This window comes from bacterium (assembly GCA_030648955.1).
Lineage (GTDB): Bacteria > Patescibacteriota > Minisyncoccia > Phycocordibacterales > JAUSHB01 > JAUSHB01.
Genome location: JAUSHB010000011.1, coordinates 1 through 12,496, shown reverse-complemented (window position 1 = coordinate 12,496; position 12,496 = coordinate 1). Strand labels below are relative to the sequence as shown.

The 12,496-nt window shown below is 41.3% G+C and carries 10 protein-coding genes; 4 read left to right on the top strand and 6 right to left on the bottom strand.

The window, feature by feature from the left end; genetic code table 11:
• Positions 1-41 precede the first annotated feature (41 nt).
• Positions 42-2,030 (top strand): glycoside hydrolase family 15 protein, encoded by a 1,989-nt coding sequence (locus Q7S11_02310; protein ID MDO8572584.1) that lies wholly within the window; start codon positions 42-44, stop codon positions 2,028-2,030.
• Between the two features lie 69 nt (positions 2,031-2,099).
• Positions 2,100-2,936, top strand: a complete 837-nt coding sequence (locus Q7S11_02305) for an ROK family protein (GenBank protein MDO8572583.1) — start codon at positions 2,100-2,102, stop codon at positions 2,934-2,936.
• A gap of 48 nt (positions 2,937-2,984) precedes the next feature.
• On the opposite strand, the gene Q7S11_02300 is transcribed toward Q7S11_02305, so the two are convergent.
• Positions 2,985-4,574, bottom strand: a complete 1,590-nt coding sequence (locus Q7S11_02300; GenBank protein MDO8572582.1) for an FAD-dependent thymidylate synthase — start codon at positions 4,572-4,574, stop codon at positions 2,985-2,987.
• A gap of 275 nt (positions 4,575-4,849) precedes the next feature.
• Here Q7S11_02300 and tgt point away from each other — a divergent pair, with 275 nt between their 5' ends.
• Positions 4,850-6,100, top strand: coding sequence for a tRNA guanosine(34) transglycosylase Tgt (gene tgt / locus Q7S11_02295; protein ID MDO8572581.1), 1,251 nt, complete (start codon positions 4,850-4,852; stop codon positions 6,098-6,100).
• An 18-nt stretch (positions 6,101-6,118) separates the two neighbouring features.
• Here the strand turns inward: tgt and Q7S11_02290 are convergent, their stop codons facing one another.
• Both Q7S11_02290 and Q7S11_02285 read right to left on the bottom strand, forming a co-directional pair.
• Entirely contained in the window at positions 6,119-6,343 is a 225-nt protein-coding gene (locus tag Q7S11_02290; GenBank protein ID MDO8572580.1) for a hypothetical protein, read from the bottom strand.
• Positions 6,344-6,481: 138 nt separating this feature from the next.
• On the bottom strand, positions 6,482-6,937 hold the full coding sequence (locus Q7S11_02285) for a hypothetical protein (GenBank protein MDO8572579.1): 456 nt from the start codon (positions 6,935-6,937) through the stop codon (positions 6,482-6,484).
• A gap of 460 nt (positions 6,938-7,397) precedes the next feature.
• Here Q7S11_02285 and uvrB point away from each other — a divergent pair, with 460 nt between their 5' ends.
• Entirely contained in the window at positions 7,398-9,422 is a 2,025-nt protein-coding gene (uvrB, locus tag Q7S11_02280; protein ID MDO8572578.1) for an excinuclease ABC subunit UvrB, read from the top strand.
• A gap of 90 nt (positions 9,423-9,512) precedes the next feature.
• Here the strand turns inward: uvrB and Q7S11_02275 are convergent, their stop codons facing one another.
• From Q7S11_02275 to Q7S11_02265, 3 genes are all read right to left on the bottom strand, one after another.
• The gene (locus Q7S11_02275) at positions 9,513-10,172 is read right to left on the bottom strand and encodes an outer membrane beta-barrel protein (protein ID MDO8572577.1); all 660 of its coding nucleotides are present in this window, start codon (positions 10,170-10,172) and stop codon (positions 9,513-9,515) included.
• A gap of 230 nt (positions 10,173-10,402) precedes the next feature.
• Entirely contained in the window at positions 10,403-11,509 is a 1,107-nt protein-coding gene (locus tag Q7S11_02270) for a hypothetical protein (protein MDO8572576.1), read from the bottom strand.
• A 38-nt stretch (positions 11,510-11,547) separates the two neighbouring features.
• Positions 11,548-12,264, bottom strand: coding sequence for a LysM peptidoglycan-binding domain-containing protein (locus Q7S11_02265; protein MDO8572575.1), 717 nt, complete (start codon positions 12,262-12,264; stop codon positions 11,548-11,550).
• Between the last annotated feature and the right edge of the window lie 232 nt (positions 12,265-12,496).

Here is a 12,496-nt window from a genome sequence, read left to right as displayed (position 1 = left end):
ATGGCGATTTTAATAGTCGTTCCACCTCTTAAAAATCTATCATGCCCAAATCTCTTGTATTAGGTAACGGGAACCTCCTCATCACTTTTGACAAATATGCACAAGTGAATGACTTTTATTTTCCTTATGTTGGACTTGAAAATCATACGGGAGGGCACTATGAACATCGTCTGGGAGTATGGATTGATGGAGAACTCAACTGGATGGGTCATCCTCATTGGAGCACTTCCATTTCATCACATCGTAATGCGTTGATGGGGCAGACGAAGGCAATTAATAAAGCACTCGGCGTCGAGCTTAACATATCAGATGTCGTGTATAATGAAAAAGATATATTTTTACGCAAAGTGAAGGTCACCAACAAGGGAATATCACGAAAAGAGATCAAGGTTTACTTTAATCACGAATTTGAGATTTATGAGTCACATCGAGGCGACACTGCTTATTATGATCCAATCAATAACGCCGTCATTCACTATAATGGCCGACGAGTTTTTTTGATCAGCGGAAGGGTTGATGGAAAACCATTCGACGATTTCAATACGGGTATTTTTAAAATTGAGGGAAGGGAGGGTTCATTTAAGGACGCGGAAGATGGTTTATTGTCGAAAAATCCTATCGAGCACGGACCTTCAGATTCCGTACTTGGTTTTTATATGACATTAGATCCAGAAGAAGAACGTACGCTCTATTATTGGATTGCAGCAGCGGAGTCAATAAAAGATGCTGTCGCGCTTAATAATTACACATTATTAAAATCCCCAGAACATCTCTTGCGTACAACTTCTGATTTTTGGTCGGCATGGGTCAATCGATATAATTTTTCTTTTTACGGACTTGAGGAAGGGGCGGTGGATCTTTTCAAAAAATCGTTGTTTATTATTCGCGCACATACTGACAATCGTGGCGCAATTCTCGCCTCGGGGGACTACTCAATGCTTAACAACGGACGAGATACCTATAGTTACATGTGGCCAAGAGACGCATCATATTCTGCAATCGCGCTCGATAGTGCGGGTGACCAAAATGTATCAAAACGATTTTTTGAATTTTGTAATTCAGTTATTACTGATAGTGGATATTTTATGCATAAATATCGTCCCGATAAATCCCTCGGGAGTTCATGGCATCCATGGATACGGAATGGAAAAATCGAGCTTCCTATACAAGAAGACCAGACCGCATTGGTGATATACGCTCTTTGGAAACATTACGAAGTATCAAAAGATTTAGAATTTATTGAGGAAGTTTATAATTCGCTTATAAAAAAAGCAGCAGATTTTATGGTTCAGTATCGTGATCCATATATTAAATTACCAAAACCAAGCTATGACTTATGGGAAGAGAAGTTTGGAACTTCAACATACACATCGTGTGCAGTATATGGAGGTCTTATTGCGGCAGCCAATTTTTCTGCAGTTTTGGGTAAACACAAAAGCGAAAAAGTTTATCGTGATACAGCGGAAGAAATCAAAGAAGCAATATTTAAATATCTCTACAACCCCAATGAAGAGATATTTTATAAAATGATTACCCCAGATAATGTAGCACTAGAAACTGATAAAACCATTGATATGAGCAGTGCGTTCGGCCTTTTTGCATTTGGTGTATTGCCCCCGGATGACGAACGACTGGTTAAATTTATAAGTAAAATTGAGGAACGACTTGCATGCAAAACATTTGTTGGAGGAATAGCGCGATATGAAAATGATCGGTATTATCGGATCTCCAATACAATTCCCGGTAACCCCTGGTTCATAACAAGCCTCTGGCTTGCTCAATATTATATTGCAAAAGCAAAAAATGCGTCTGATTTTGATGTTGTAAAAAAATGGATTAATTGGGTCGTTGAATATTCCTTGCCTTCAGGGGTTCTTTCAGAGCAACTAGACACATTTACTGGTGAGCAAATATCCGCAGCGCCACTTACGTGGAGTCAGGCGGAATATGTCATTACCATCATTAAATATTTAGACAAGCTCGAAAGCATGGGAATCTGCATTAAGTGTAATCCGGTAGTAAGGTCGTAGACCCTAGAATGGAGAAATTAGATCGCAAGAATAAAAAACTAACCAACGTATCAACTAATAAACTAAGTTATGTACATTCTTTTCGACATTGGCGGGACGAATATGAGGATCGCAGCAACGCGCGATGAAGAGTCTTTTGGCGAGCCGATTGTTATTCCAACGCCAAAAATGTTTGAAGAGGGGATGGAGTTGTTTGCACATCATGCGCACGCACTTGCTCAAGGTGATAAAATTGACGGAGTTGTGGGTGGTATAGCGGGAACACTTACACAAGACAGAGGAACGATGATAGCAAGTCCTAATCTCCCTGGTTGGGCTGGGAATCCACTTCGTGGAAAACTTCAAGATCTTTTAAGCGCTCCCGTGTACATAGAAAATGATTCTGCGATGGTTGGGCTTGGTGAAGCGGTATATGGAGCAGGAAGAGGGTATGGTATTGTGGCATATATCACGATAAGCACTGGCGTTGGGGGGGCAAGAATTATCAACGGAGAAATTGACGAGTCTGCAAATGGATTTGAACCAGGGCATCAAATTGTCGACCCTGATAATTCAATGTGCCCCGAATGTGAGGGCAATGATTTGGAGAGCTATATTTCGGGAACTTCGATAACAAAAAGGTATGGTGTAAAACCATATGAGATTACCGACCCTCTCGTTTGGGACAAGCTGGCTAGATTCCTTGCGTACGGACTCAATAACACGATTGCGTATTGGTCTCCACACGTCATTGTCCTTGGCGGTTCAATGATGAAAAAGATAGGCATCCCTATTGATGCAGTCAAGAAGCATCTTCGTGAAATTTTTCGCATCATGCCTGATGTTTCGAAAATTGAAAAAGCAACTCTCGGTGATTTTGGGGGGCTATGGGGCGCGCTTGCGTATATCAAGAATTTAAAAAAATAAAGGCAGGGGATAAAAATCCGCTGCCTTTTAAATACAGAACACTATATTTTATGTAACCTTAGAAAGAGGGATATCACTGTCTCCTCGGGCGAACACATATGCTGGAGTTGTATCTGCGCGGGAGATTTTTCCCCACCATGGGTACGCATTTCGTAACTCGTACTCGAAGGAGAGAAACACCTCCCGTACCTCGTGGTTAACACTTGGCTTACTCCGTTGCCAATTGCAAAACTCCATCTGCCGAAGATTTCCTGTCATATAGAAGGGGACCATATTACCCAACACCAGTGGATATTGCATGATCGCTCGCATTGTTTTCCGATCATTTTCTCGGTGAGTCTTTGCGGCATAAAGAAGCCTTGTTTCAATGCTTCCATTTTTGAGGTGGATGTGATTGAACGCCTCAATAAGAACTTGTGGCGCAGGCTTCGTGTAGGTGTAAAAACCATTGAATGCAGAGACAAGGCCACGTTTGTGAGCACATAATCCCATCCGCTGCAGGTCTCTCCACCCACGAAACGACATTCCACCATAGAAACCAACAGAAACCGTCTCAAATTCACGCGGCAATTTATCGTACTCACCACGCGGGTTAAGAGACAGGATCCTTATCACCTCTTCGATGGACTTCGATTTCCACAACTCTTCTTGGAGAGTAAGTACACTCATAAGCGCTTTCTCTGTATATGCGAGAGAAGGTATTACCGAGAAAGACGCTTGTGTTCCATTCACTGGCGAAAGGTAATTCCACATGGCTTCCTGCCATGGCGTCGTCTCAAGGTGGCGCAAGAATTGATTTGCTCCGACCTTATTTGCTTCAGCAATAATTGCCTCGGCAATGGCATTTGTTTCAGGAAGCATGTCCATCCACAAATGTTGAATGAGCGTTACCAGTGATTCACCGCTGAAACTTCCTCCGAGTGACGTTAAGGTCGAACAGGGAAGAATATTTCCAAGCAAATCGCAGGTCTCTCCGATTACACCCTGCTTGAGTTTATCCACTGGAATAATATTTTGGTATTGCTTCGCTAAAAACTGCGGAAGCGGTCCATTCCATGCGTCACCCTCGAGACTTTTATAAACTTCGAAGCATCTTTTTGATTCTTCGGAAACCTCGTCGCAAAAATCAGGATGTACGCCAAGGATTCGAAGCTCGTTTTCAACCGGGTAGAGATCCTTCCCAGACATATCAACATATCGCGTGGAGAGTTCGATATACCCGGCACCGGGACGAGTCCACTCGATGGATTTTGCTGCAAGGATAGATATCCCTTCAAAGCAAATGTGAAGCGTCGCCGTTCTCGCAATAGAGTTATGGCCATATTTATCGAGCCATGTAGAGAGAAATTTCCTGAGTTTTTCGGCAGATGCAAACAGTGCAAGAAATTTCGGGTCGACATGGATACTCCTTAAGAAGCTATTAAACAGCTCCGATGTCTCTGTCGAGTGCGTGATAAATTGATCAAGCGACTTGATATCACGTTCCTTGAGGAAATTCTCCACGTTATCGCCAAACTGCTCGGTGCATTCACGAGTGAAGCTTCCAAGAATTTGCGGTAAGAAGCTATCGATAAAAATTCCTCGGAGTCCACGCGGATTTTTGATCCGCGAATACATTGCAAGAAGCACCGCGATCATACTTTCCGGAAGGGTGTGTATAAAGAACACGCGCCCGAAGAGGTTGGTGAAAAATTTCGACAAAACATGTACTTCCGTATTACTAAAATGATACAGAAGATCCGAAGAAATAAAGCTGCGTGCATGCTGGTTCAACTCCAAAGATAGCGGGCTATTGTTCATTTAATCATCCTCTTATGTAAGGTTGTAAGGTACAAATCTAAAGCTTCTCAAAAACTATCACAACCGAACTGTTTGTCAAAGCTCGGATTCTCGGGTATTCTTTGGAAACGCATATGTCTCCACTTAAATTCAAAATTGAGAAAAAGCTCAAAAACGGACTTGGCAGAGCGGGAGTTTTAACAACCCCGCACGGAGATATACAAACCCCCGCCTTTGTCACTGTTGGTACCAAAGCAACGGTAAAATCACTTTCACCGGAACAAGTGAAAAACCTTGGCGCGCAAGTTGTTCTGGCGAATACCTACCATCTCTATCTTGAGCCGGGGGACAAGACCATTAGAGAAGCAGGGGGGATTCATAAATTTATGAATTGGGGTGGTCCAACCATGACTGACTCCGGAGGATTTCAAGCTTTTTCGCTCGGAATAGCTTTTGGGAAAGGTGTCAGTAAAATTTTAAAAGGAGGGGAAGAAAATTCTAAACATTCCAACATTCTGCAGAATGTTGGAATGTTAAACCATGTGGAAGAAGTAGGAACATTAGCAAAAATAGATGAGCATGGAGTGACCTTCAAGTCATATATTGATGGTAGTGAGCATAAATTCACTCCAGAACGTTCAATCGAAATACAGCATAATATCGGAGCCGATATGATTTTTGCATTTGATGAATGCACATCACCGCATGCGACGCACGCGTATCAAAAAGAAGCGATGGATCGCACGCACCGCTGGGCACAAAGAAGTCTCGATGTACATAAAGTAAACAATGAGGCAAGTAAAAGACAGGGACTCCTCGGAATTGTTCAAGGAGGTAGATTCCAAGATTTGCGAGAGAAAAGTGCAGAAACTATTGCTAAAATGGATTTTGACGGATTCGGCATTGGAGGATCATTCACTAAAGAAGACATGAATACTGCTGTCGGTTGGGTGAATAAAATTCTTCCCGAAAATAAGCCGCGACATTTGCTCGGAATAGGGGAGCCAGCCGATCTGTTTGGGGGAGTTGAGAATGGGGCTGACCTTTTTGATTGCGTTGCGCCAACGCGCATTGCGCGGAATGGTTCGCTGTATACAAGTAACGGAAGAATTAATATTTTCAATACTCAATTTAGAAATGATTTTACGCCAATCGATAATAGTTGTGCTTGCTACACCTGTACAAATTATACGCGTGCATACGTAGCGCATCTTTTCAGGAGCAAGGAAATGTTTGCGGCAACTCTTGCGTCAATTCATAATCTCTATTTCACCATCAAACTCGTAGATAAAATCCGTCAATCAATTCTTGATGGGAATTTTGAGAAATTTAAAGACACCTTTTTTACTAGTTATTACACAAATAAAAACGCGACAGACGGGTAGAGACCCTAACTGTCGCGTTTAAAACATATCACGGCGTGGAATATCTATCCTCTTTACGATAGCACTATCATTTATTTCGTTAAACATCTGCAAGTATGCTTCAAGGGCGAGCATTTTTTCAATTGATACTGGAACCACCCCCAATACTACCAGTTGAATATTAGTTATTACCTTATCAGTAAACACAAAAACCTGATTCCCATACTTATAGGGTAGAAATTGCAGTGGGTCTTTTTTAGCCATTGATTTATACCAGTCAAGAAACTTACGAGTTTCGCATAACTCCATATTGCTTACCTCATGTTATATTATCAAATCCGTGATTAGGTTATCACAAGTATAAGTAATTTAAAAGCGGGACAATCGTCCCGCTTTATAAATCTAACTATTTTTGTCTGCAAGAGTATCTATGTAGACTTTCATTACAAAATTATTTATTGCATCAATATATTTCTCTTCAAGATCATGGTTGTCGGGTCGATCAGGGTTACATGAGAGCGATCCGAATTGAGTTATTGGTTCAGTAGGAACAGTATGTGTCATGCAGTATCTATGCTTCCACTTAATTCTTCCGGAACCAATCAAAATAAAATCACCGAAACAGCTGTTTCTAAATTGTTCAACGATCTCGCCATGAGTAGGTTTGTTGTAAATATCCGCTTTCCATATGCATACAAATATTTTTGTTTTACTTTCAAAGATCAGAAACTTTCCCTCAATAAGTGAGCAGGAATAATGCCCCTTATTGAGATTTTTCGCATGAAACGTATCCTTGTAAAGAAATTGATACGTTGACAAGCTTTTGCCGGTCGTACCTATAAATTCATAGTCAACCATACATCCTCCTTCCTTGTGGATTATCACTCTTATCTCAACCTACCATGTTTACAAAAAAAGTAAAAGGCAGGATGTTCCTGCCTTTTTAAAAGGGTACTTTTTTGTTAAAAGATGAAACTTCTAATGATTTTTGAAATATTCGGGATGAATCGATATTCGTCTTGTGCGCATATTTTGATATGCAACGGCGTGACAAAGTATTTTTTGCCCTCCCACAATTTTTATACGGGGTTTAATCCATGTGAATATTGGCCTATGTATGTCATAAGGTTGCACGGCCGGAGTTTGCATCCCCGACAACTTGTCTAGTATTATGGATACTACCCCCGAAATCATCAGCGATATTTCTTTCATGAAAAGTTCTCCTAAAAAAGATAAAAAACTCCTTGCCCACAATACCTTAAGGTGTATAATCCGTCAATCTGACTTAGAGGGTTTTGTGACCACGTAATATATTTCTATGGGTAAATTTAAACTAGAGAGTAATTTTTCTCCGGCGGGCGACCAACCCAAGGCAATTAAAGAACTCGTTGACGGTCTTAAAAAAAATCTGCGCCATCAGACTCTTTTGGGTGTGACAGGATCGGGTAAAACATTTACTGTCGCAAATGTGATCGAGAAAATACAAAAACCAACCCTAGTCATCGCGCACAACAAAACACTTACTGCTCAACTCGCGCAAGAATATAAAGAATTTTTCCCTAATAATGCCGTGCATTATTTTGTTTCTTACTATGACTACTATCAGCCGGAAGCATATATGCCCATTACCGACACATACATAGAAAAAGACGCTCAAATCAATGAAGAAATTGATCGTTTGCGACATGCTTCAACACAAGCCCTCCTCACGCGAAACGACGTCATTATCGTCGCATCCGTATCATGTATCTATGGTATTGGTTCACCGAAAGAATATGCGAAACAGCATATTATATTCACAATCGGTGACAAATTAGCACGGCGGGCACTTTTAGAACGACTGATCACTATTCATTTTGAGCGCACTAACGCAGATCTTACTCCTGGAACATTTCGCGCATTTGGAAATAAAATTGAGATCATGCCTGTTTCTGAAAAAGTGCTCTATGCAATAACCTTGGAAAGTGATTGCATCGAATCAATTCATAAAATTGATTCGATATCCCAAGTTATCATAGAAGAACTTTCGACGGCGTATTTATTTCCCGCAAAACACTTCGTAACACCCGAAGATCAAAAAAAGGTTGCGCTTAAAACAATAAAACTTGAACTCGCGGGGCAACTTAAAAAATTTGAGAAAGAGGGGAAACTTTTGGAAACACAGCGTTTGAAACGAAGGACAACCTACGACCTCGCCATGATCAGAGAAGTGGGGTATTGCAATGGCATCGAAAATTACTCGCGGCATTTTTCTGGCAAAGCACCAGGAGAACCGCCTGACACACTGCTTTCGTATTTTCCCCACAAAAAAGACGGGACCCCGGATTTTCTCACGATTATCGATGAATCACACGTGTCTATTCCGCAAATTCGCGGTATGCAGGCGGGAGATGCATCGAGAAAACAAACACTTATTGACCATGGTTTTAGACTTCCATCAGCGCGAGACAACCGTCCGTTAACGTTTGATGAATTTAATGCACGTGTCGGACAAGTTATTTTTACTTCTGCAACACCGAGTAACTATGAGCGAGAGGCGAGCAGTCAAGTCGTTGAACAAGTCGTAAGACCTACGGGACTTATTGACCCGGAAGTGATCGTGCGAAAAGTTTCTGCAGACAAGAATTATTCCGGGCAAATTCAAGATTTCATTAGTGAAACAAAAAAGGTAATTGAAAGGGGTGAGCGGGTAATCGCCACGACACTTACTAAAAAAATGGCAGAAGATTTAAGCACATATCTTAAAGAGCAAGGAGTAAAAGCCGAGTATCTTCATAGTGATATTAAAACAATTGATCGTATTAAGATACTTTCCGAATTTCGTCGAGGAACCTTTGATTGTATCGTCGGCGTCAATCTTTTACGAGAAGGACTGGATCTGCCCGAAGTCTCATTCATTGGAATTTTAGATGCTGATAAAGAAGGATTTTTACGCTCAGAAACTTCTCTCATACAAATTATCGGTAGAGCGGCAAGAAATGTTGCAGGAAGAGTCATCCTCTATGCAGATACGATTACTGGGTCAATCGAGCGTGCTATGGGAGAAACAAACCGCAGGCGTGTGGTGCAAATTGCGTATAATAAAAAACATGGCATTACGCCAAAAACTATCATTAAAAAAATTCACGATATTACCGACCAGCTTGAGAGTGACCACCAAAAAGCAGTGAGTGCTAATATACAAATTGATGCAATGGTCTTTGCAAAAAATCCACAAAAACTCATCAAACTAAAAGAAAAGGAAATAGGTAGTGCGGTTAAGGAGCTTGATTTCGAGACGGCTGCGATACTACGTGATGAAATTAAGGAACTTAAGGAAAAACTGGCAAAGAACATACAATAATAGATGCTGTGCATTGAGTAAGGTCGCAATAAATTTACTGTTTGTTGCGTAAGTAGCAAAAGAAAATCCCCCAACTTATTGTTAGTATTATTAGAACTTAAAAACCAGAGCGACTGTAGTGAGACCAATATCTGTCTCGCCAGTCTTCTCTTCGTCGCCGATGTTTTGGAAAAATTCATGCTCGAGACGAACACTGAACGTTTTAGTTACCGCCACCTGGGCGCCTAAGCCCAAAAATGGATGCGTTTTAGCAACGCGTTCACTGTCGCTCCACTGTTCGTCGCCCAAATTACTGCTGTAGCTTTCGTTGGTATCAGCTGTCGAATGAAAGATACCGCCCTTGACGATTAATGAAATGATATCACCTACCGGGATAAATCCGACCGCAGAAACGCCAAATCCTTTTGCTCTGAAATCGGCATCCGCTTGAGAATGTAATGCGCCCATTGATGCCAAGAGGTAGAGCGTTGATTCTCCAAAATCAACATATTCGCCCTCAATGGCAAAATTGGGATTTATCAGATACCCAATAAATAATTTTTTGCCGGTATCCTTTTGGTCGACATCAAGTGTTACGGTAACGCCGAGAGACTGCAGATCTTGTTGCGCGCGTCTTGCATCGCTTGTGTCGAGGTCTGTGGAACTTCGTCCAAACCCAATTCCGCCATACAATCCTTCGGCGTAGGCGTACTGCATGGGTATCAGACAAAACATGGCGAGTAGGGCGAATGCCGCCTGCATTTTTTTCATGAGTAATTCCTCAATGGTTAGGATGTTTAAAATGTAATGTACTACTTGAAGACGGTTTCTGTTAATATATTTTTTCGATATATATCCCCTTTATCTAAATTGAATCTGGCAGTACCTTATCAAAATATATTAATTGAGTCAAATTTTATAAAAAAACCGCCTCGATTTTCATCGAGGCGGCGCGGACAATTAGTCCTTAATGTGCTAATTGAATTGAATTTGAAATGAGACTATGGATTATTTTCCCCCGAAGCTAGGTTATAGTAGGTTTTCATGTTGGTGAAATCACCGATTTTAATTATTGTACCCCCCTTGTCTGGCTTCATTGGTGCAAAAAGGTAATATTTTCCACCTAACATAGTATCGGGAAATACAAAACCGTCACCACCGCCCATTGTTACCCCAACTCCAAAAAGATTGACTCCACTAAGACGGCTTCCGCTTCCACTTGCCGCTATTCCCGAAGTGCCGTTTCGAACTCCAACAACACTAACCATGTGAATGGGAACCATCAAAATGTATTTTCCAGATTTCCCACTCTTCTGATCGAAGGTGATGTCTGTGTCCGAAACTTTTATTTTGAAGTGCTTATAAGCTGCTATCCCCGCATCACGATCGATTGTGCCAAAATCAGCACTGTATGCTGAATTTGGATCACCCGATACTTGTACGGTACCAAGACATTCAACGGTTAATTCCCCCATACTAAGATACTTCATGGCTCCATCTGCTTCGTTTCGTGTCTCATCGTTACCATAAAAAACATTAGCAAGAACATATGTTGTTTTTGAGGCACCGTTTTCAGTAATATTTGGAGAGCTTGTATCTGAAAATATAGACTCACAGCCGCCGGTCAATTTCATGTAATCCTTGAAGTCAGCAACATTGATCGGCGTTGCCTGAATTCCCGGAAACAATTCTGGCGGCGTACCTGGTACGCCTGGAGCAATGAGTGTTTGGGGAACAGCCTTAGTCGCCTCGATCGTATTTGCTACCGATATTTCACTGGAAGCGTTGGGATTTGCATTAACAGTAGGGCTGTTATTTACCACAGGATTCGCAATTGCTTTTGCGCTACCTCCGTTGTTATTTCCACCATTAACCGTAACAGAAAGATCATTATTCAATGTTTGCTTCTGGCTCTGTTTCTGGTTTTGGTTTGCTTTCGCAGATGCTTTCGCACTTGCTTCGGCTTCCGCATTTGAGGAAGTAATAGTTGTTGGTCCTTTTTTGCCATAACTACGACCCTTGTCGTAATCATTGCCGGCGAATGTTGAGGAAGCAAAGACCATCAAAATTACTGCAACAAACAAATTAAAACTAAAACTTTTTTCCATGATAAGAACTCCTTTAAGTTGAGAATTTGATTTCATCGTTACTGATTGTCGACGTTACTGATTTTTCTTGCATTCGGATTTTCATAGATACCCAAAATAATTGGGCCTCTGGTTCTTACTTCTTGTTTCCGCTGTTCATCTGTCGCTTGAATGTGTTGGTGTTGAATTGGTTTAACTGTCGCTACAATAATCTTGTTCAAGATCGGATTACCATATTTCCGCACCCATTTCGCTTCATTGTTTTCGTCGATAACAACTACCTCGTCTTTTTTCAGAATGCATTTAACTTCTTTGTCGGACCCAGTTCCCATACGTACGAGCACGTCATCTTCGAGAGAATATTCGCGCTCGAGAGCGCTAAGCTCACGATGTAAGTCCACAGGGTCGGCGCCGATGTTGCAATACGATACCATATTTGTCGCGTGTACCTTTTTTGCCGTTTGAAGTTTAATGTCTTTCCTTACTTTAAGTTTCTGCCCGGGATAAATTAAATCCGGATTTTGAAGATCATTGTCTTTTGCGATAGTCTCCCACTTTTTAGCAGAAAGAATAGACAGAATGTCGCCCTTTTTAACCACATACTCATTGTATGTAGGCTCGTTGGTTGACGGGGGAATTTCTTGCACAACGGGTGTAGATGTTGTTGCCTCTGCTGCGAATGTAATTTCAGGATTTTGATTTGAGTTATGATTAACCGAAATAATTCCAATCAATACAACGAGGAGCAGAGCCATTGCAATCCCAACTTTTGTCATACGATATCTCCTTGTTTCAATATTCAATTATCAAAAAATCAACCTTACTCTGATGCGGAGTCTACATATTTTTCTCGAATTGTCAACCCCTTCGTAATGGTTCAATAGCTTGGCACCACTTGGTGGAATATCATCAAGGGTATGTATACAAACAACAAAAATATGCCGAGGGTTAGAAGAGAAGCGGTTAGATTAGTATATCGTGGTTGGAGCGCGAGGAAGGTCGGTCGAT

Coding starts and splice junctions, on each gene's coding strand:
- Q7S11_02265 (MDO8572575.1), bottom strand. CDS start 12,264: ATGACAAAAGTTGGGATTGCAATGGCTCTGCTCCTCGTTGTATTGATT.
- Q7S11_02290 (MDO8572580.1), bottom strand. CDS start 6,343: ATGGCTAAAAAAGACCCACTGCAATTTCTACCCTATAAGTATGGGAAT.
- Q7S11_02310 (MDO8572584.1), top strand. CDS start 42: ATGCCCAAATCTCTTGTATTAGGTAACGGGAACCTCCTCATCACTTTT.
- Q7S11_02275 (MDO8572577.1), bottom strand. CDS start 10,172: ATGAAAAAAATGCAGGCGGCATTCGCCCTACTCGCCATGTTTTGTCTG.
- Q7S11_02305 (MDO8572583.1), top strand. CDS start 2,100: ATGTACATTCTTTTCGACATTGGCGGGACGAATATGAGGATCGCAGCA.
- Q7S11_02285 (MDO8572579.1), bottom strand. CDS start 6,937: ATGGTTGACTATGAATTTATAGGTACGACCGGCAAAAGCTTGTCAACG.
- Q7S11_02270 (MDO8572576.1), bottom strand. CDS start 11,509: ATGGAAAAAAGTTTTAGTTTTAATTTGTTTGTTGCAGTAATTTTGATG.
- uvrB (MDO8572578.1), top strand. CDS start 7,398: ATGGGTAAATTTAAACTAGAGAGTAATTTTTCTCCGGCGGGCGACCAA.
- tgt (MDO8572581.1), top strand. CDS start 4,850: ATGTCTCCACTTAAATTCAAAATTGAGAAAAAGCTCAAAAACGGACTT.
- Q7S11_02300 (MDO8572582.1), bottom strand. CDS start 4,574: ATGATCGCGGTGCTTCTTGCAATGTATTCGCGGATCAAAAATCCGCGT.